At 60.1% G+C, this 18313-nt stretch carries 22 protein-coding genes; 20 read left to right on the top strand and 2 right to left on the bottom strand.

Features of this window, described 5'->3' with window-relative positions:
* Positions 1 to 15 precede the first annotated feature (15 nt).
* The 3 genes from malQ (at position 16) to rpsI (ending at position 3406) form a co-directional block, all read left to right on the top strand.
* Positions 16 to 2181, top strand: coding sequence for a 4-alpha-glucanotransferase (gene malQ, locus BBOU_RS07500; RefSeq protein WP_026502410.1), 2166 nt, complete (start codon positions 16 to 18; stop codon positions 2179 to 2181).
* Positions 2182 to 2443: 262 nt separating this feature from the next.
* Positions 2444 to 2893, top strand: a complete 450-nt coding sequence (gene rplM / locus BBOU_RS07495) for a 50S ribosomal protein L13 (protein WP_026502409.1) — start codon at positions 2444 to 2446, stop codon at positions 2891 to 2893.
* Positions 2894 to 2914: 21 nt separating this feature from the next.
* Positions 2915 to 3406, top strand: coding sequence for a 30S ribosomal protein S9 (rpsI, locus tag BBOU_RS07490; protein WP_026502408.1), 492 nt, complete (start codon positions 2915 to 2917; stop codon positions 3404 to 3406).
* A gap of 148 nt (positions 3407 to 3554) precedes the next feature.
* On the opposite strand, the gene glgX is transcribed toward rpsI, so the two are convergent.
* Positions 3555 to 6101, bottom strand: coding sequence for a glycogen debranching protein GlgX (gene glgX, locus BBOU_RS07485; protein WP_026502407.1), 2547 nt, complete (start codon positions 6099 to 6101; stop codon positions 3555 to 3557).
* 283 nt (positions 6102 to 6384) lie between these two features.
* Here glgX and adhE point away from each other — a divergent pair, with 283 nt between their 5' ends.
* Both adhE and BBOU_RS07475 read left to right on the top strand, forming a co-directional pair.
* A complete protein-coding gene (adhE, locus tag BBOU_RS07480; RefSeq protein ID WP_026502406.1) occupies positions 6385 to 9117 on the top strand; it encodes a bifunctional acetaldehyde-CoA/alcohol dehydrogenase in 2733 nt (910 codons plus the stop codon).
* Positions 9118 to 9308: 191 nt separating this feature from the next.
* On the top strand, positions 9309 to 9986 hold the full coding sequence (locus BBOU_RS07475) for a TetR/AcrR family transcriptional regulator (protein ID WP_161788237.1): 678 nt from the start codon (positions 9309 to 9311) through the stop codon (positions 9984 to 9986).
* Positions 9987 to 10001: 15 nt separating this feature from the next.
* On the opposite strand, the gene BBOU_RS07470 is transcribed toward BBOU_RS07475, so the two are convergent.
* Complete coding sequence (locus tag BBOU_RS07470) at positions 10002 to 11063, bottom strand: alpha/beta hydrolase (protein WP_081815442.1); 1062 nt, start codon at positions 11061 to 11063, stop codon at positions 10002 to 10004.
* A gap of 437 nt (positions 11064 to 11500) precedes the next feature.
* Between BBOU_RS07470 and rpsJ the strand changes: the two genes are divergently transcribed.
* The 15 genes from rpsJ (at position 11501) to BBOU_RS07395 (ending at position 18292) form a co-directional block, all read left to right on the top strand.
* On the top strand, positions 11501 to 11809 hold the full coding sequence (rpsJ, locus tag BBOU_RS07465) for a 30S ribosomal protein S10 (protein ID WP_003827292.1): 309 nt from the start codon (positions 11501 to 11503) through the stop codon (positions 11807 to 11809).
* 17 nt (positions 11810 to 11826) lie between these two features.
* A complete protein-coding gene (gene rplC / locus BBOU_RS07460) occupies positions 11827 to 12477 on the top strand; it encodes a 50S ribosomal protein L3 (protein WP_026502404.1) in 651 nt (216 codons plus the stop codon).
* A 4-nt stretch (positions 12478 to 12481) separates the two neighbouring features.
* Positions 12482 to 13147, top strand: coding sequence for a 50S ribosomal protein L4 (rplD, locus tag BBOU_RS07455; RefSeq protein WP_026502403.1), 666 nt, complete (start codon positions 12482 to 12484; stop codon positions 13145 to 13147).
* Positions 13148 to 13152: 5 nt separating this feature from the next.
* Complete coding sequence (rplW, locus tag BBOU_RS07450) at positions 13153 to 13449, top strand: 50S ribosomal protein L23 (RefSeq protein ID WP_026502402.1); 297 nt, start codon at positions 13153 to 13155, stop codon at positions 13447 to 13449.
* 35 nt (positions 13450 to 13484) lie between these two features.
* Positions 13485 to 14315, top strand: a complete 831-nt coding sequence (gene rplB, locus BBOU_RS07445; protein WP_026502401.1) for a 50S ribosomal protein L2 — start codon at positions 13485 to 13487, stop codon at positions 14313 to 14315.
* Positions 14316 to 14330: 15 nt separating this feature from the next.
* A complete protein-coding gene (gene rpsS / locus BBOU_RS07440) occupies positions 14331 to 14609 on the top strand; it encodes a 30S ribosomal protein S19 (RefSeq protein ID WP_015450968.1) in 279 nt (92 codons plus the stop codon).
* 16 nt (positions 14610 to 14625) lie between these two features.
* The gene (rplV, locus tag BBOU_RS07435) at positions 14626 to 14985 is read left to right on the top strand and encodes a 50S ribosomal protein L22 (RefSeq protein WP_015450967.1); all 360 of its coding nucleotides are present in this window, start codon (positions 14626 to 14628) and stop codon (positions 14983 to 14985) included.
* Positions 14986 to 14987: 2 nt separating this feature from the next.
* Positions 14988 to 15809 carry a 30S ribosomal protein S3 gene (gene rpsC / locus BBOU_RS07430; protein ID WP_026502400.1) on the top strand — a complete coding sequence of 274 codons (822 nt, stop codon included), beginning with the start codon at positions 14988 to 14990 and terminating at the stop codon, positions 15807 to 15809.
* A gap of 6 nt (positions 15810 to 15815) precedes the next feature.
* Complete coding sequence (gene rplP / locus BBOU_RS07425; RefSeq protein WP_015450965.1) at positions 15816 to 16235, top strand: 50S ribosomal protein L16; 420 nt, start codon at positions 15816 to 15818, stop codon at positions 16233 to 16235.
* The gene (rpmC, locus tag BBOU_RS07420) at positions 16235 to 16492 is read left to right on the top strand and encodes a 50S ribosomal protein L29 (RefSeq protein ID WP_026502399.1); all 258 of its coding nucleotides are present in this window, start codon (positions 16235 to 16237) and stop codon (positions 16490 to 16492) included. The genes rplP and rpmC overlap by 1 nt, the downstream gene beginning before the upstream one ends.
* Positions 16493 to 16494: 2 nt before the next feature.
* Positions 16495 to 16761 carry a 30S ribosomal protein S17 gene (gene rpsQ, locus BBOU_RS07415; protein WP_015450963.1) on the top strand — a complete coding sequence of 89 codons (267 nt, stop codon included), beginning with the start codon at positions 16495 to 16497 and terminating at the stop codon, positions 16759 to 16761.
* Positions 16762 to 16831: 70 nt separating this feature from the next.
* Positions 16832 to 17200: a 50S ribosomal protein L14 gene (gene rplN, locus BBOU_RS07410; RefSeq protein ID WP_026502398.1), complete on the top strand. Its 369-nt coding sequence runs from the start codon at positions 16832 to 16834 to the stop codon at positions 17198 to 17200.
* Positions 17201 to 17536, top strand: coding sequence for a 50S ribosomal protein L24 (rplX, locus tag BBOU_RS07405; protein WP_026502397.1), 336 nt, complete (start codon positions 17201 to 17203; stop codon positions 17534 to 17536).
* Complete coding sequence (gene rplE / locus BBOU_RS07400; protein WP_026502396.1) at positions 17533 to 18105, top strand: 50S ribosomal protein L5; 573 nt, start codon at positions 17533 to 17535, stop codon at positions 18103 to 18105. Before rplX ends, rplE begins: the two co-directional genes overlap by 4 nt.
* 1 nt (position 18106) lies before the next feature.
* The gene (locus tag BBOU_RS07395) at positions 18107 to 18292 is read left to right on the top strand and encodes a type Z 30S ribosomal protein S14 (protein ID WP_003808046.1); all 186 of its coding nucleotides are present in this window, start codon (positions 18107 to 18109) and stop codon (positions 18290 to 18292) included.
* Positions 18293 to 18313 lie beyond the last annotated feature (21 nt).

The following is an 18313-nucleotide window of genomic DNA, read 5'->3' as shown; positions in this document are numbered from 1 at the left end:
CTTACACTTGGACGTATGACAGAGAAGACCGAAAACGATGAGCGCCTTGCTCGTCCTCTGATCCGTCTCGCCAAGCTCGTCGGCATCGGCACCAGTTATGTCGGCCAGAGCAACGACTACCACGAGATCGAGGATGACGTCCTCGTGGCGGTGCTCGCGGCCCTTGGCGTGGACGCTTCAAATGATGAAGCCATCGAACGCTCGATTCATACGATTCTTGACGAACGGCATGCTCGTCTGGTTGCTCCGACCGTGTTGCATACGGTCGGCAAGGAAGATTCCGTGCTGGTGAATACCGGTATTTTGGAGATTCCGAGCGCAACCATCACCTTGGAGAACGGCGAGCCGTATAAGGGCGAGATTGTCGCCGGTGCCGGCGATGGTTCGCAGGCGTATTCGCTTGACGGCAAGTTTGTTGCGACCGCATCGCTGACGTTGCCGAAGGATCTGCCGATCGGCTACCACACCTTGCATGTCCAGGTGGGCGATCGCAAGCAGGACGCTACACTGATCAGTGCTCCCGAGAAGATCGATCTGATCGACCCGATGAAGCATGGCCAGCTGTGGGGCTGGATGGCTCAGCTGTATTCGATTCGTTCGCAGGGCTCTTGGGGCGTCGGCGATTTCGAGGATTTGAAGACGCTGCTGGTCGAAGCCAAGCGCAAGACCGGCGCTGATTTCATGCTAATCAACCCGGTGCATGGCAGTGAGCCGGTCGCTCCACTCACGCCGTCGCCGTATCTGCCGATCAGCCGTCGTTTCGTGAACTTCACGTATATCCGTCCGGAAGCCATCGCAGAGTATCAGCTGCTTGATGATGCCGCACGCAAGCAGGTCGAGGAGCTGCACGCCCAGGTTGAGCCGCTCAACGGCGACGCTCAGCTGATTGACCGTGACACGATGTGGCGGATGAAGATGCGTGCCCTGTGGCTCGTGTTCAAGGCGGGACGCCCGGCAGGCCGTCAGGCGCAGTTTGACGTGTTCAAGAAGCAGCAGGGTGCTGAGCTTGAATCGTATGCCACGTGGTGCCTGTGCTATGACAAGTGGGGCAAGCCTGAGGACACTCCGGATAACTGGGAACGCAAGTACACCAAGCAGTCGCCGGAAGTCGCCGCGTTGCGCAACCAGTTCCCGGATACGCTTGAGTTCTATCGTTGGCTTGAATGGATTGCCGGCGAGCAGCTGGAAGCCGCACAGCAGGCCGCCAAGGATGCGGGCATGAAGATCGGTCTGATGGCTGATATGGCTGTCGGCGTTCACCCAGCGGGTTCTGACGTGTGGTGGAATCCGGAGCGTTTCGCCAAGGGCGCCACGGTTGGTGCCCCGCCGGATTACTTCAACCAGCAGGGCCAGGACTGGAGCCAGCCGCCGCTGAACCCGATTCAGCTGGAGAATACCGGCTACCAGGTGTATCGCGAGATGGTGCACGGCATGTTTGCTCGTGCCGGTGCCGTCCGTATCGATCATATTCTCGGCCTGTTCCGCCTGTGGTGGATTCCGGAAGGCAAGGGCGCCAAGCATGGCGCTTATGTCTACTACGATTCGGAAATCATGCTCGGTATTCTCGCGATTGAAGCGGCTCGCGCCGAAGGCGTGGTCGTCGGCGAGGATCTCGGCGTGGTGCCGGACTTCGTCACCAAGTCCCTTGGCCGTCATGGCGTGCTCGGGTGCGCTGTTGAATGGTTCGAGCAGATGGAAGGCAAGTTCAAGGCTCCGAAGACGTGGCGCGAGTACGCGTTGGCTTCGGTCAATACGCATGATATGCCGCCGTCATACGGCTATCTTGAGTATGAGCAGGTGAAGATCCGTGAACGTCTCGGCCTGCTGGACAGCCCGGTTGAGGAGTTCCAGGCTTCGGCGACCAAGGAGCACAACGCGATGCTGAGGATGCTCGTGGACAACGGCTATCTGGACGCCGATCTGCTCAAGGATGAGAAGTCCAATGAGCAGCAGATCGTCGAGGCGCTGTATCGCGGCCTCAAGGATGCGCCGAGCAAGCTGATTGCGGCGTCGATTACCGACGCGGTCGGCGAGAAGCGCGCGCAGAATCAGCCGGGCACGAATAACGAGTACCCGAATTGGCGTATTCCGCTGGCTGATTATGACGGTAATGTTGTTCCGCTGGAGCAGCTGTTCGATAACGAGCGTCTTCAGTCGTTGACCAAGATTATGAACGCCTGAATCCGCTCAACGGTATATCTCTGATGATGGCCTGTCGGCTTGGTGCCGGCAGGCCATCATCGTTTCCGGATTGATGCCGTGTCGTGTTGCGTTTGGATAGGGGTGCCGATATACTTATCGACTGTTGTGTTCCCAAGGGGTCCTTCAAAGCGCTTTCCCACTCGCCATCGAGGACTTTCAGGGAGCCCACGATAAGAAAACCGGACTGTTCCGCGCTTGCGGACGGTTTGGTTTGGAACACAATATGAGAAAAGGTATAACTGTGAAGACTTTCACACCGAAGCCAGATGATCTGACTCATGAGTGGTACGTCGTCGACGCCACCGACGTGGTGCTTGGCCGTCTCGCGACGCAGGTTGCTACCCTGCTGCGCGGCAAGAACAAGCCGACGTACGCGCCGCACGCCGATTCCGGTAACCATGTCATCGTGATCAACGCCTCGAAGATCGCGCTGACCGGCAACAAACTGGGCAAGGAACTGTATTCGCACTCCGGTCGTCCTGGCGGCCTGCGTCGCGACAAGTACGCCGACCTGCTCGAGCGCAAGCCGGAGCGCATTATCACCGCTGCTGTCCGTGGCATGCTGCCGAAGAACCGTCTTGCGAAGGTGCAGCTTAACCGTCTGCACGTCTTCGCTGGCGAAGAGCATCCGCACACCCCGCAGAAGCCGCAGGTCTTCGAGATCACGCAGGTTTCTCAGCAGGCCAAGTGAACCGAAGGGAGATAAAGAAACATGGCTGAAAACACCAACGACTCCGCGGTTCTCGAGACCGAAGAGGAGCTCACCTCATACACCACCGAAACCAACGCTGGCGCTGGCACCGGTACGTCCCAGATCGCTCCCTGCTACGGCACTGGCCGTCGCAAGGAGGCTGTCGCCCGTGTCCGTTTGGTTCCGGGCACTGGCAAGTGGACCATCAACGGTCGTCCTCTCGAGGAGTATTTCCCGTCGAAGCTGCTGCAGCGTGAGGTGAATTCCCCGATCGTGCTGCTCAAGCTTGAGGGCAAGTTCGACGCTATCGTCCTCGTGGACGGTGGCGGCACCACTGGTCAGGCTGGCGCAATCCGCCTCGGTGTTGCCCGCGCGCTCAACGCTGTTGACCGCGATGCGAACCGTATCGCGCTGAAGAGGGCTGGCTTCCTGACTCGCGACTCCCGTGTCGTCGAGCGCAAGAAGGCTGGTCTGCACAAGGCTCGTCGCGCTCCGCAGTTCTCCAAGCGTTAAGTTCGCTTGTCCTGCGCGTTGGCGCGTCGCACATGCCGGTATCCTTCGGGATGCCGGCATGTGCCGTTTTGGGGCGGGCGTGCGTCCTTCTGTCGCCCCGATCGAGCGGGGTGAAACGGCAACGGAGCCGAATGGAAGGACGCGTCTGCTACATGGCTTCGGCAGTGGTGCCGACTTGGCGCATCAGCGTGATGCTGTATTCCGGAACCGTCCACATGTTGTGTTCGCTCGCGGCAATGGTGCCACCGGTCTTCGCGTCATCGGGCGCCGATTGGCGTTCCGGTTTGGTGTGTTGCGCCGCGACGGCGATGTCATCTGTTGTGGGGGAAGCGGTTTGGGATGAGGGAGTCATGGCCGAGGTGGACATGTATGTCGCCCGTTGCGCTTGGGTGATGACGTCGCTGAGCGCATGGCGGGCTGGCTTTGTGGCCATCCAGTTCACGTCGGGGGCGTGGCTGGCCATATGCACGGTGTCACCGGGCGCCGGTTCGATTCCCTCGGCCTGTGATGAGCTCCAGGCTATCTGCCATGGACTGTCAGGCGGCAGGTGGAAGCGGGTGTCGCCCTGATCGCCGTTGACTACAATCAACAGATCCGCCGATTGTTGCGATGTCAAACGCATGATGAAACTGCGTGATTGGCGGTTGGACCAATCGTGTTCCACCGGTGTCGTGCCGTCCGGCAGGAACCATTGCACGCGGCTGGACTGTTTGAACAGGCCGATTTGGCTGAGGCGGCTGTAGAAGTCTTCTGTGTGGAACAAGGTAAGCGACTTGCGGATGGAGATGAGCTGTGACACGGATTCGAACAGGTGGATTTGCCGGTTCTCCGCTTGGGTGTCTATCCAATCCCACTGCAACCATGTGGTGTCGTTGTCTTGGCAGTACGCGTTGTTGTTGCCGCCCTGGCTGTTGCCGAATTCGTCGCCCGCTTGCAGCATGGGCGTGCCGAGCGATAGGAGCAACGTGCCGAGCATGTTGAGTATGGCGCGTTCCCGGTTGCGTCGGATGATTGGATCGTCGCTCGGCCCTTCGTGCCCGAAGTTGACCGAATAGTTGACGTTTGACCCGTCGTTGTTGCCTTCGCCGTTGTCTTCGTTGTGCTTGCGGGCGTATGTGGTCAGGTCTGCCGTGGTGAAGCCGTCATGGCAGGAGATGAAGTTGATGGATGATGGTGCTCCTCGGCCTGGTTCGGTGGCGAACAGGTCTGCTGAGCCGCACAGGCGGGTCGCCATTTCCTGCATGCCGGTTTCCCCGTTACCGGGCCGTTCGACCGGGTCGGTCAGCCAGAATTGGCGGACGGCGTTGCGGAACGCATCGTTCCATTCGCCGAACGGCATGCCGAATTGTCCGGTGCGCCAGCCTTGATATCCCACGTCCCAGGGTTCCATGATGAGTTTGAGGTTGCCGAGCAGCATGTCGCTGCGCAGGGCGTACAGGAACGGGTGGTGTTTGGTGAAATCACCGTCGAGGCGGGCGAGCGATGCCGCCAGGTCGAAGCGGAATCCGTCGACGCCGATTCGTTTGGCCCAGTATCGCAGGCTGTCGATGGCGAAGGTGATGACGTGGGTGTTGGTGAAGTCGAGGGTGTTGCCGCAGCCGGTGGTGTCTTCGAGCCGTCCAGGATTGTTGTGCTGATGCCGGTAGTAGGACAGTTCGTCCAGTCCGCGCCAGCATACCGTCGGGCCGTCGATTCCGCCTTCGCATGTGTGGTTGTAGACCACGTCCATGATGACTTCGAATCCGGCTTCGTGAAGGGCGCGGACCATATCGATGACTTCCTGGCGGACTGCTCGGGGGCCGGAGCGTTGTGCGGCTTCGGTGGCGTAGGACGGTTCGGGGGAGAAGTATCCGAGTGTCGAATATCCCCAATAGTTGTGTCGTCCGCGTTGTTGGAGGAACAACTCGTCTTGTTTTGCTTGGATGGGCAGCAGCTCGATGGAGGTGACGCCGAGGGTTTGCAGGTAGGACAGGGTGGCGGGGTGGGCGAGTCCTGCGTAGGTGCCTCGTAGTTCCTGAGGCAGCCATGGGGCGTTCGCGGTGAAGCCTTTGACGTGGAGCTCGTAGATGACGGTTTTGCTCCATGGCACGTGGGGGTGCGACGGCTCGCCTTCATGTTTGTTGGTGTCCCGATCGTCGATGGCGACGGATACCGGCATGCTGCCGAGTGAGTCCAACGTGCTCATTTCGCCGTCCGGCTGGCCGTGGACGATGCCGTTATCGATGTCGCACGCGTAGGAGAATGCGGCGGGGTCGAGTTTCATATTGCCGTCGATGCCCTTGCCGTAAGGGTCGAGCAGGATTTTGTATGGGTTGAATCGCACGTCGTGCGTGGGGTTCCATGGGCCGTCCACCCGGTAGGCGTATCGCATGCCGTCCCAGGCTTTGGGCAGGTGCACGTACCACAGCCCGTAGTTTGGCCCGCTCATGGCGAATAGGGTTTCGCGCACGTACAGGGATTCGATGATACGTGAGCAGACGGGGAACAGTCGTACTTCTTGGGTCCATGGGACCGGTGAGCCTTTGAACAGGCGGACGGCTTCGTTGTAGAACGCTGACGGCCGGTCGATGGGTTCGTAGACGCATAGCCAGATGTGATCGGCTGTTTCGGATCGTACGACGGCGTCCGCCCCTCCATCGTCGGTGAAGTAGAGACCTGGCCGGGTGGCGTAACGGTGTAGTGGCGGATTCTTCATGGTGCCATTGTACGGTTTGCTGACGTTGTTTGCGTGAACATTATCTGTAGATGGTCACATGGTACTGTATGTGCCTAATTCTCGAGAAAAACTCACAGAATGAAACAATAAGCGTTCAAATGCACACACAAGATGCTCGGCGATTCTCATGAAACGCTCAACACCACGCAAGCGGGACAACGTACCGGATATCCGCTACATTGTGATGCAGGTCACAAATACACAGTGACAAGCCGCCGACCGGCGGCGACCCCTTTTGCATAACAGGCTCGAGGAGGACCAATTGGCAGAAGCAAAGAAAACAGAGGCAACCAAGCCAAGCCCCGAAGAGAAGCTGATCGCGGCTCAGGCCGAGGTCGATGAGCTGGTCAAGAAGGCCCAGGTCGCCCTGAAGGAGTTCGAGAAGCTCGATCAGGAGCAGGTCGATCATATCGTCGCGAAGGCATCGGTCGCCGCGCTGAACAAGCATCTGCAGCTGGCAAAGATGGCTGTGGACGAGACCGGCCGTGGTCTTGTCGAAGACAAGGCGACCAAGAACATTTTCGCCTGCGAGCATGTGACCCATTACCTGGCGGGGCAGAAGACCGTCGGTATCATCCGTTCTGACGACGTTCTCGGCATTGACGAAATCGCCGAGCCGGTCGGCGTGGTCGCCGGTGTAACCCCGGTCACCAACCCGACCTCAACCGCGATTTTCAAGTCCCTGATCGCGCTCAAGACCCGTTGCCCGATTGTGTTCGGTTTCCACCCGTTCGCCCAGAAGTGCTCGGTTGCAGCCGCCAAGATCGTGCGCGATGCCGCCATTGCCGCAGGCGCCCCTGAGAACTGTATTCAGTGGATCGAGCATCCGTCCATCGAAGCGACTGGTGCGCTCATGCGCCACGATGGCGTCGCCACGATTCTCGCCACTGGCGGCCCCGGCATGGTCAAGGCCGCATACACCTCCGGCAAGCCGGCCCTCGGCGTGGGCCCGGGCAATGCCCCGGCATACGTCGACACGGATGTCGATATCGAGCGTGCAGCCAACGACCTCATCCTTTCCAAGCATTTCGATTACGGCATGATCTGCGCCACCGAGCAGGCCATCATCGCCCACAAGGACATCTACGATCCGCTGGTCAAGGAGCTCAAGCGTCGCAAGGCCTACTTCGTGAACGCCGACGAGAAGGCCAAGCTCGAACAGTACATGTTCGGCTGCACCGCCTACTCGGGCGGCTCCCCGAAGCTTAACTCCATCGTGCCGGGCAAGTCCCCGCAGTACATCGCGCATGAGGCGGGCTTCGAAGTCCCCGCCGACGTGACCATCCTCGCCGCCGAATGCAAGGAAGTCGGCGAGATGGAGCCGCTCACCCTCGAAAAGCTCTGCCCGGTGCAGGCCGTACTCAAGGCCGACAACAAAGAGCAGGCCTTCGAGATGTGCGAGCAGATGCTCAAGCATGGCGCCGGCCACACCGCCGCCATCCATACCAACAACCAGGATCTGGCCCGTGAATTCGGCCTGCGCATGCATGCCTGCCGCATCATCTGGAACTCCCCGAGCTCCCTCGGCGGCATCGGCGATATCTACAATTCCATCGCCCCGTCCCTGACACTGGGCTGCGGCTCCTACGGCGGCAACTCGGTTTCCGGCAACGTCCAGGCCGTCAACCTCATCAACATCAAGCGCATCGCACGGAGGAACAACAACATGCAGTGGTTCAAGGTGCCGCCGAAGACCTATTTCGAGCCGAACGCCATCCGGTATCTGCGCGATATGTACAACCTCAACCGCGCGGTCATCGTATGCGACAAGGTCATGGAGCAGCTCGGCGTGGTCGACAAGATCATCGACCAGCTGCGCGCCCGCCAGAACCGTGTCACCTTCCGCATCATCGATTACGTCGAGCCGGAACCGTCGGTCGAGACCGTCGAGCGTGGCGCTTCCATGATGCGTGACGAGTTCAAGCCTGACACCATCATCGCCGTCGGCGGCGGCTCCGCAATGGACGCCGCGAAGGTCATGTGGCTCATGTACGAGCACCCGGAAATCGCTTTCTCTGATGTGCGCGAGAAGTTCTTCGATATCCGCAAGCGTGCGTTCAAGATCCCGCCGCTCGGCGAGAAGGCCAAGCTCGTGTGCATCCCGACCTCTTCCGGCACCGGTTCGGAAGTCACCCCGTACGCCGTCATCACCGACCACAAGACCGGCTACAAGTACCCGATCACCGATTACGCGCTGACCCCGTCAGTGGCCATCGTCGACCCGGTGCTCGCCCGCACCCAGCCGCGTCGTCTGGCCTGCGATTCCGGCATGGACGCACTGACCCACGCCATAGAGGCATACGTGTCCGTATACTCCAACGATTTCACCGACGCGATGGCGCTGCATGCCATCAAGATCATCTGGGACAATCTGTCCGAGTCCGTCAACGGTGAAGCCGGCCTGGAGAAGACCGCCGCGCAGGAGCATATGCACAACGCCGCTACCATGGCCGGCATGGCCTTCGGCTCCGGCTTCCTCGGCATGTGCCACAGCATGGCGCACACCATCGGCGCGTTGTGCCACGTGGTCCACGGCCACACGAACGCCATCCTGCTGCCGTATGTCATCCGCTACAACGGCCAGGTTCCGTCCGAACCGACCAGCTGGCCGAAGTACAACAAGTACGTGGCCCCGCAGCGCTATCAGGAGATCGCCCGCCTCATCGGCGTCGATCCGGGCAAGACCCCGGAAGAGGGCGTGGAGAACCTCGCCCGCGCCATCGAGGATTACCGCGACAACAAGCTCGGTATGGACGCCAGCTTCAAGGCCTGCGGCGTTGACGAGGACACTTACTGGTCGCTGATCGATCGCATCGGTATGCGCGCCTATGAAGACCAGTGCACGCCGGCGAACCCGCGTATCCCGCTGATCGAGGACATGGAGGACATCGCCATCGCCGCGTACTACGGTGTCTCCCAGGCCGAAGGCCACAAGCTGCGCGTCGAGCGTCTCGGCGTCGCCGCCACGGAGGAGGCTTCCGAGCGCGTGAAGTGACGCTTCCCGACCCCGCTTGCGGGTGGGGTCGGAACTGCGCACTTTGACCGTGCCTGATTTGTGCCGCCACATCGTAAGGTGTGGCGGCACATTGTATGTTGCGCCACCATCGATTTCCTGTGCTGAATAGTGGGATGTGCAGCGGTGTGGCGAGCAGCAGCGTCGATATCGGCATGTTACGATACCTCGGTATGACGTCTCAACAGTCCCGGCCCCAATCCTCTCATCGTGCAAAACGCGGCAATTACGCCCCCAGTCTCGCGAGAAAAGAGGCGATTTCGGCGGCGGTGCTCGACATCGTCGACGCATCGGGGTATGACGCGGTGACCATCGGACAGGTATCGAAAGCCACGGGCATTCCGCAATCCAGCGTGCTGTATCATTTCCCGACCAGAGATCATCTGCTGGTCGGGGCGATGGAATCCGCGACGCAGGCCATCGCTGCGGATGAGCTGGACAAGCATGGCTTGCCGGCTGATCCCATCATATGGGCGCGTGATATGTTCCGCGCCGTACTGGGCAATCGCAACAGGCTGCTGCTTGAAGTGTATTTGCGCGGTCTTGCGAGCCAGCCGGATAATCCGGCGCACGGGTATCTGCTTCGCCGCGGCAGGGAAGCTGTTGATTGGTGGACGCAGCTGTGCAAACAGTTGCAAGATGCCCACCAGATGCATGCCGGCCTTGACCCGCATACGACCGCGGTCCAGATTGTCTCGCTCATATCCGGGCTGATGGAAGTCAGCGCATATTCTGACGGCTCCAACGACGAACGGATTTGCGATGACCTGGTCACTGGCATCAGATGTCTGACCTGCCGTGGGTGGCAGGAGTTCCTCGCCTACGCCAATAATCCGGCGTCGGGCAGATAGCCGTATGGTTCGCAGTCAGTTCAGCAGCCGATACGAGAACGCGTGAATCTGCTTGAACACCGTTTCGCTTTCCGGAATCCACGACATGCACACGCTGTACACGTGGCCCAACGGTGCACCGGGGTGGGTTTTCGTGTCGTGCAGCTCGAAATCGACATGCCGCCGCGACAGGCACGTGGCCAACGCGAGGCTTTCCGATTCGATGAAATCGTCGCTGCTGGTGACCAGATACATCGGCGGAACGGTCGTATTGCGCACAATGGCATCGCTGAACCGATACGATGGGTCGATATGGGCAAGCCGTTTGAAGAACTGTGGTCCGATCGCGGCTACCACGTTGCCGGGAGCCGCTGATATGGCGCGGGTTTCACCCTGATCGTCAGGCGTGTACGGTGACAGGTCGAACAGGCCGGAAACAGTGGCGAGACCGGTGATATGCAATCCTGACGGCGTTACGCCATAGGCGTTCGCCATCGCCGAATCGCTTTGGATCGCCGTCTGGTAGAAGGCAAGGGCGCCGCCTGCGGAATCCCCGGTGAGAAACACGTGATCGAGATCAATGGGATATGCCCGGCCATGTTCGCCGATCCAAGCGAGCGCCGCGGCGATGTCGTGCAGCTGTCCGATGAAATCCGCTTGCGGTGCGGGCCGATAGTTCAAGGAGAACACCGCGAAACCGTGTCGGGCGAGCGTCATATTGAAATTGCGGTTGAGCTCTTTATACCCGTACACGAACGCGCCGCCATGAATATCGATATAGACCGGATATCCCGTGCCTGCCCGGATCACGGCATCGTGAGGCAGATACAAGTCAAGCAGGTGGCCGCGTACCCCGTCGTCAAGATAGGGGATGTCGGTGATGCTGTCGACGTCGTCAGGCGTGGTCCAGTATGCTGAACGAGGCATGTCGCTGCGTGCGAACGCGAGACGGGTATCTCTGATGATGCGTACGGCGTTGGCGTCGTACCCGCAGTTGTCAAGATCGCCTTCGAATTCCGACCAATTCGCCGAGCGTGGATTGCCGAAATCAAGTTGTGGGGTTGCTCCGAGCGCGGGTTCATAGCGTACGTGTGCCATATATGCCTCGATTCTCCAGCGTCATCGTCTGGCGGCTTCCTAACCGTGATTCCCAGTGTAGTCCGTGTGGCGGCACGTCGGCGGTTCGGTTTTCGCCGCGCCGGTTCGCGTTCGACTCTGCTTTGCCCTATACTCGACAAGGCTTCATGCCGTGGATTGGATTGATGCAGCGCACACGCTCGAGGACAACCTTCCGACAGCGCGACACGCCGCGGAAATCTTATACATGGCACGTGGTTAAATAATCAAGTTGCCTGTTTTGGGCTCGCAAATTGGAATCAAAAAAGCGAGCGCGGCGTCGACGGCTCCGAGTGGGTCGTTGTCTGGCTGCGCACTGATGTGGTTACGACCGGGGTGGTATGCCTTGGGTCGGGCTCGCCGGTGCCCTGCGACAGGTTGGTAAACAGTAAACGAATCGCTAGAAAGGGCGGACGGCAATGGCGGGACAGAAAATCCGCATCAGGCTTAAGTCCTATGACCATGAGGTCATCGACCAATCGGCGAAGAAAATCGTCGAGACGGTGACGAACGCGGGTGCCACTGTGGTGGGCCCGGTTCCTCTGCCGACCGAGAAGAACGTGTTCTGTGTTATTCGTTCTCCTCACAAGTACAAGGATTCTCGCGAGCATTTCGAGATGCGTACTCATAAGCGTCTCATCGACATCGTGGACCCGACCCCGAAGGCCGTGGACTCCCTGATGCATATTGATCTGCCTGCGGATGTCAACATCGAGATCAAGCTGTAAGGGAGGAGGGAACCGCTATGTCACAGAATAAGAATCGCACTGCGCTGCTCGGCCGCAAGCTCGGCATGTCGCAGGTCTGGGATGAGAACGGCTTCTTCGTTCCCGTCACCTTGGTCGACGTGTCCACGAACGTGGTCACCGCAGTCAAGACCGAGGAAACCGACGGCTACAAGGCTGTCCAGCTCGGTTACGGCCAGATCGATCCGACGAAGGTGACCAAGCCGCTCGCTGGTCATTTCGCCAAGGCTGGTGTCACCCCGCGCCGCCACCTCGCAGAGGTGCGCACGGACAACGCCGAGGAGTACAAGCCCGGTCAGGAACTGACCGCTGAGGTCTTCTCCGAAGGCACGCTGGTGGACGTCACCGGCACCACCAAGGGCAAGGGCTTCGCTGGCACCATCAAGCGTTGGGGCTTCAAGTCCTATCGCCGTACCCACGGCTCTCACAAGAACGAGCGTCGCCCCGGTTCAGTCGGTGCATGCGCAACTCCGAGCCGTATTCTCAAGGGCAAGCGCATGGCCGGTCGTATGGGTCATGAGACCAACACCGTGCTGAGCCTTACCGTCGTCTCCTCGGATGTCGAGAACGGCATCCTCGCCATCAAGGGCGCCATTCCGGGGCCTAAGGGCGGTATCGTTCTCGTCCGTTCGGCAGTGAAGGGAGCCTGAAACCATGGCAAACGTTACTCTGAACGTCACTGACGTCAAGGGACAGGCCGCTGGCACCGTTGAGGCGCCGGCTGAGATCTTCGGCATTTCCGCTGAAGACGTCCATGCCCACATCCCGCTGATCCACCAGGTGGTCATCGCGCAGCTCGCCGCGGCCCGTCAGGGCACCCATGCGGTGAAGAACCGCGCGAAGGTCTCCGGCGGCGGCAAGAAGCCGTGGAAGCAGAAGGGCACCGGCCGTGCTCGCCAGGGCTCCATCCGCGCTCCGCAGTGGTATCACGGCGGCGTCGTCCACGGACCGGTTCCGCGTGACTACAGCCAGCGCACCCCGAAGAAGATGAAGGCCGCAGCTCTGCGTTACATCCTCTCCGATCGTGCCAACGCCGGTCACATCGGTGTCATCGATTTCGGTGGTATCGAGACCCCGTCCACGAAGACCGCTGTTACCGCACTGAACGCCGTGAGCTCCAACCAGTTCACCACCGTGGTGTTCTCTCGCGACAACATCAATGAGTGGCTGTCGGTGCGTAACATCCCGACCGTGCACCCGATCTTCGCAGATCAGCTCAACACGTACGATGTGGTCACCGCTCAGTATGTCGTCTTCTCGAAGGAAGGCTTCGACGCCTTCGTTGCAGCGAAGACGAAGTCGGCCACGAAGGAGGCCTGATCCACATGGTCGCAATTCACAAGCCAGCACACGACATCATCCTCAAGCCTGTTGTCTCTGAGAAGAGCTACGCCGAGTCCGATCGCGGCCGCTACACCTTCGTTGTGGCGCCGAGCGCGAACAAGGTGCAGATCAAGCAGGCCATCGAAGAGATCTTCAATGTCAAGGTGACGAATGTCAACACCCTCAACCGCGCGGGCAAGCGTAAGCGCACCCGCACCGGTTTCGGTCAGCGCGTCAATCAGAAGCGCGCGATCGTGACCGTGGCCGAGGGCCAGACGATCGACATCTTCGGTAACTGAAGGCTAGCCGAGAAAGTCAAAGGAAGAACTACATTATGGCTATCCGCGTTTATAAGCCGACGACTGCAGGCCGTCGCAACGCGTCCGTGTCGGACTTCTCCGATCTCACGCGCAACACGCCTGAAAAGTCGCTGGTTCGCAAGCTCACCAAGACCGGCGGTCGTAACTCTTATGGCCGCATGACCTCCCGTCACCGCGGCGGCGGCCACAAGCGTCAGTACCGTCTCATCGACTTCAAGCGTTGGGACAAGGATGGCGTGCCGGCAAAGGTCGCTCACATCGAGTATGACCCGAACCGTTCCGCCCGTATCGCACTGCTGCACTATGCCGACGGTGAGAAGCGTTACATCATCGCTCCGGAAGGTGTCAAGCAGGGCGACATCATTGAGACCGGCGAACAGGCCGATATCAAGCCCGGCAACAACCTGCCGCTGCGCAACATCCCGACCGGTACCATCGTGCACGCCATCGAGCTTCGCCCGCTGGGCGGTGCCAAGATCGCGCGTTCCGCTGGCGCCGCTGTCCAGCTCGTCGCCAAGGACGGCGCTTACGCCCAGCTGCGTATGCCGTCTGGCGAAATCCGCAACGTCGACGCCCGCTGCCGTGCGACCGTCGGTGAGGTCGGCAATGCCGATCACGCCAACATCCAGCTCGGTAAGGCCGGTCGTGCTCGTTGGATGGGCAAGCGCCCGATTACCCGTGGTGAATCCATGAACCCGGTCGACCACCCGCACGGCGGTCGTACTCGCGGCGGTAAGCCGCCAGTGTCTCCGTGGGGCAAGGGCGAAGTTCGTACTCGCCGTCCGAAGAAGGCTTCGAACAAGATGATTGTTCGTCGTCGTCCGAATGGCAAGAACCGCAAGTAAGGGAGTGTCGAGTAGATGACTCGTAGCATCAAGAAGGGCCCATTCGTCGACGCCCACTTGCAGAAGAAAGTCGACGAGCAGAACGAGAAGGGCACGCACAACGTCATCAAGACGTGGTCGCGCCGTTCGATGATCACCCCGGACTTCATCGGTCACACCTTCGCCGTCCATGACGGTCGCAAGCATGTGCCGGTGTTCGTTACCGAGGCAATGGTTGGCCACAAGCTCGGCGAGTTCGCCCCGACCAAGACCTTCAAGGGTCATGTGAAGGACGACAAGAAGGCACGCCGCTAAAGAGGAGACAAGACACATGGAAGCTAAAGCAATCGCTCGTCACGTCCGCGTGACGCCGCGCAAGGCTCGCCGCATGGTCGACCTCATCCGAGGCAAGCGTGCGACCGACGCCATCACCATTCTCAAGTTCGCTCCTCAGTCTGCCGCACTTCCGGTGCGTAAGACTCTGGAGAGCGCTATCGCCAACGCCCGCGTGAAGGCCGATAAGGCCGGCGAGCCGTTCCGCGAGAACGACCTGTTCATCAAGGAGACCTATGTGGACGAAGGCGTGACGCTCAAGCGTTTCCGCGCTCGTGCCCAGGGCCGTGCCGCTCGTATCAACAAGCGCACCAGCCACATCACGGTCGTTGTCGCTAGCAAGGAAGGAGCCCGCTAAAGATGGGTCAGAAGATCAATCCCTTTGGCTATCGCCTGGGCATCACTGAGAACCATCGTTCAAAGTGGTTCTCCGATTCCAACAAGGTTGGCGAGCGTTACCGCGACTTCGTGCTTGAGGACGACAAGATCCGCAAGACGCTGAGCAAGGACCTCGAGCGTGCAGGCGTGTCCCGCATCGTTATCGAGCGTACCCGTGACCGTGTGCGTGTGGATATCCACACCGCTCGCCCGGGCATCGTGATCGGCCGTCGCGGCGCTGAAGCCGAGCGCGTTCGTGCCAAGCTTGAGAAGCTCACCGGCAAGCAGGTCCAGCTCAACATCTTCGAAGTGAAGAATGCCGCCCTGGACGCCCAGCTCGTCGCTCAGAGCATCGCCGAGCAGCTGACCAACCGCGTCACCTTCCGTCGTGCCATGCGTAAGGCAGAGCAGGACGCGATGCGTGCCGGCGCCAAGGGTATCCGCATCAAGCTCTCCGGCCGCCTTGGCGGTGCGGAAATGAGCCGTTCCGAGTTCTATCGTGAGGGTCGCGTTCCGCTGCAGACTCTCCGTGCCCTCATCGATTACGGCTTCTTCGAAGCTCGTACCACCTACGGCCGTATCGGCGTGAAGGTGTGGATCTACAAGGGCGATATGACCGAGACTCAGTTCGAAGAGCAGCAGGCTCAGCAGAACAACAGCCGTCCTGGCCGTCGTGGCGATCGCCGCGGCCGTCGTGGTGGCCAGCGCTCCGCCGCCCAGTCCAAGCCCGCTACCGAAGCCGCTCAGGCGGCCCCGGCTGCAGCTGAAGCTGAGGCTCCTGCCGCAACGGAAACGAAGGAGTGAGCTGGAATGCTTATCCCAAAGAGAGTTAAATATCGCAAGCAGCATCGTCCTGATCGCCATGGCATGTCCAAGGGCGGCAACGAGATCGCTTTCGGCGATTACGGTATCCAGGCACTGGCTCCGGCCTATGTGACGAACCGTCAAATTGAAGCCGCGCGTATCGCCATGACCCGCTACATCAAGCGTGGTGGCCGCGTGTGGATCACCATCTTCCCGGATCGTCCGCTGACCAAGCACCCGCTTGGCGCCCGAATGGGTTCCGGTAAGGGCGCTCCTGAGTTCTGGATCGCCGATATCCATCCCGGTCGCGTCATGTTCGAGATCGGTGGTGTTTCGGAGGACGTCGCTCACGAGGCTCTGCGCCGCGCCATCGACAAACTCCCCATGAAGTGCCGTATTATCGCGCGTGAAGGCGGTGACATCTGATGCCAGTCGGAACTGCAGACTATTCCATCAAGAATCTCAACGAGAAGACCAATGCGGAGATTGAGGGCTTCCTCAAGAAGTCCAAGGAAGAGCTGTTCAACCTGCGCTTCCAGCACGCAACCGGTCAGCTCGAAAACACCGCACGCCTCAAGGCTGTCAAGCGTGACATTGCCAGGATGTACACTGTCCTGCGTGAACGCGAGCTGGGCATCACCAAGGAGCCCGAAGCTGCGGATACGAAAGCTGAGGAGAAGTAAGCATGGCTGAAAAGCAAGAGCGCAACTTCCGCAAGGTTCGTCGCGGTTATGTCGTGTCCGAAGCCATGGACAAGACGATTACCGTCGAGCTCGAGCAGCGTTCGACCCACCCCCTGTACGGCAAGGTCGTGCGCTCCACCCGTAAGGTCAAGGCCCATGATGAACACAACGAAGCCCATGTTGGCGACCTCGTGAGTATTATGGAGACTCGGCCTCTGAGCAAGACCAAGCGTTGGCGTCTCGATAGCATTATCGAGCGCGCCAAGTAACAAGTTCGGCAAGGCTCCGCGATCACCCGCAAGGGTGCTCGGGGAGAACCAGCTCGGCTAAGGAGAATCAATGATTCAGCAGGAAACGCGGCTTCATGTCGCCGACAACACGGGTGCCAAGGAAATCTTGGCCATCCGAGTGCTCGGCGGATCGAAGCGACGCTATGCCGGCATCGGCGACATCATCGTCGCCACCGTCAAGGACGCCATTCCTGGCGGGTCGGTCAAGAAGGGCGACGTGGTCAAGGCCGTTGTCGTCCGCACCGTCAAGGAGCACCGTCGCGCTGACGGCTCCTACATCAAGTTCGACGAGAACGCCGCTGTGCTCCTCGGCTCCGGCCGTGAGCCCAAGGGCACTCGTATCTTCGGACCGGTCGGTCGTGAACTGCGAGACAAGCACTTCATGAAGATCGTGTCCCTCGCTCCGGAGGTGATCTGAGTGGTAGCCAAGATCAAGACCGGCGACCAGGTCAAGGTCATCCGTGGCAAGGACCGCGGCAAGGAAGGTAAGGTCGTGCGTGTACTGCCTAACGATCGTCTGATCGTCGAAGGCGTGCAGATTGTCAAGAAGCACGTCCGCGCCACCCAGCAGGGCCAGCAGGCAGGCATCGTGGCCACCGAGGCGCCGATTCATCGCTCTAACGTGATGGTGATCGACCCGGAGACCAAGCAGCCGACCCGCGTTGGTGTGATCGTAAAGCAGGAGGCCCGTGACGGCAAGGTGAAGACCGTGCGCGTGCGTGTCGCCAAGAAGTCCGGAAAGGAGCTGGCATGACCGATACCACTGTCGAAGCGCCGGCAACTCCGCGCTTGAAGCAGAAGTACCTCGACCAGATTGTGCCCGAGCTCGAGAAGGAATTCGCATATTCCAACCCGATGCAGGTTGCTCGTCTGCAGAAGGTCGTCGTCTCCATGGGCGTTGGCGCCGCGGCTCGCGACTCCAAGCTCATCGAAGGCGCTGTGAAGGACCTGACGGCCATCACCGGCCAGAAGCCGAAGATCACTCATGCGAAGAAGTCCGTCGCGCAGTTCCATCTGCGTGAAGGCCAGGCCATCGGCGCGTATGTCACGCTGCGTGGCGACCGCATGTGGGAGTTCCTCGACCGCCTTCTGACGACTGCGCTGCCGCGCATCCGCGATTTCCGCGGCATCAACGGCGACCAGTTCGACGGCCAGGGCAACTACAACTTCGGTCTCACCGAGCAGTCCATGTTCCATGAGATCGATCCGGATTCCATCGACCACGTCCGTGGCATGGATATCACCGTGGTGACAAGCACCAAGGACGACAAGGAAGCCCGCGTGCTGCTCAAGCACCTCGGTTTCCCCTTCAAGGAGAACTGAAATGGCAAAAACCGCTCTGAAGAACAAGGCGGCCGCCAAGCCGAAGTTCAAGGTGCGCGCCTACACGCGTTGCCAGGTTTGTGGTCGTCCCCACTCCGTGTACCGCAAGTTCGGCCTGTGCCGCATCTGCCTTCGTGAGAAGGCTCACCGTGGCGAGCTGCCCGGAGTTACGAAGTCCAGTTGGTAAACATCGACGCTGAAGGTCCGC

It is taken from the genome of Bifidobacterium boum (genome assembly GCF_000741535.1).
Classification (GTDB): Bacteria; Actinomycetota; Actinomycetes; order Actinomycetales; family Bifidobacteriaceae; genus Bifidobacterium; species Bifidobacterium boum.
The sequence above is the reverse complement of the archived record's forward strand: the minus strand, read 5'-3'. Positions and strand labels throughout refer to the sequence as shown.

Bases quoted from the DNA above. Each gene is read 5' to 3' on its own strand.
- rplV (WP_015450967.1), top strand. From the start codon at position 14,626: ATGGAAGCTAAAGCAATCGCTCGTCACGTCCGCGTGACGCCGCGCAAG.
- rpsC (WP_026502400.1), top strand. From the start codon at position 14,988: ATGGGTCAGAAGATCAATCCCTTTGGCTATCGCCTGGGCATCACTGAG.
- rpsJ (WP_003827292.1), top strand. From the start codon at position 11,501: ATGGCGGGACAGAAAATCCGCATCAGGCTTAAGTCCTATGACCATGAG.
- rplN (WP_026502398.1), top strand. From the start codon at position 16,832: ATGATTCAGCAGGAAACGCGGCTTCATGTCGCCGACAACACGGGTGCC.
- rplP (WP_015450965.1), top strand. From the start codon at position 15,816: ATGCTTATCCCAAAGAGAGTTAAATATCGCAAGCAGCATCGTCCTGAT.
- rplC (WP_026502404.1), top strand. From the start codon at position 11,827: ATGTCACAGAATAAGAATCGCACTGCGCTGCTCGGCCGCAAGCTCGGC.
- rpsS (WP_015450968.1), top strand. From the start codon at position 14,331: ATGACTCGTAGCATCAAGAAGGGCCCATTCGTCGACGCCCACTTGCAG.
- rplW (WP_026502402.1), top strand. From the start codon at position 13,153: ATGGTCGCAATTCACAAGCCAGCACACGACATCATCCTCAAGCCTGTT.
- rpsQ (WP_015450963.1), top strand. From the start codon at position 16,495: ATGGCTGAAAAGCAAGAGCGCAACTTCCGCAAGGTTCGTCGCGGTTAT.
- glgX (WP_026502407.1), bottom strand. From the start codon at position 6,101: ATGAAGAATCCGCCACTACACCGTTACGCCACCCGGCCAGGTCTCTAC.
- rplE (WP_026502396.1), top strand. From the start codon at position 17,533: ATGACCGATACCACTGTCGAAGCGCCGGCAACTCCGCGCTTGAAGCAG.
- BBOU_RS07470 (WP_081815442.1), bottom strand. From the start codon at position 11,063: ATGGCACACGTACGCTATGAACCCGCGCTCGGAGCAACCCCACAACTT.
- rplD (WP_026502403.1), top strand. From the start codon at position 12,482: ATGGCAAACGTTACTCTGAACGTCACTGACGTCAAGGGACAGGCCGCT.
- BBOU_RS07395 (WP_003808046.1), top strand. From the start codon at position 18,107: ATGGCAAAAACCGCTCTGAAGAACAAGGCGGCCGCCAAGCCGAAGTTC.
- BBOU_RS07475 (WP_161788237.1), top strand. From the start codon at position 9,309: ATGACGTCTCAACAGTCCCGGCCCCAATCCTCTCATCGTGCAAAACGC.
- rpmC (WP_026502399.1), top strand. From the start codon at position 16,235: ATGCCAGTCGGAACTGCAGACTATTCCATCAAGAATCTCAACGAGAAG.
- rplB (WP_026502401.1), top strand. From the start codon at position 13,485: ATGGCTATCCGCGTTTATAAGCCGACGACTGCAGGCCGTCGCAACGCG.
- malQ (WP_026502410.1), top strand. From the start codon at position 16: ATGACAGAGAAGACCGAAAACGATGAGCGCCTTGCTCGTCCTCTGATC.
- rpsI (WP_026502408.1), top strand. From the start codon at position 2,915: ATGGCTGAAAACACCAACGACTCCGCGGTTCTCGAGACCGAAGAGGAG.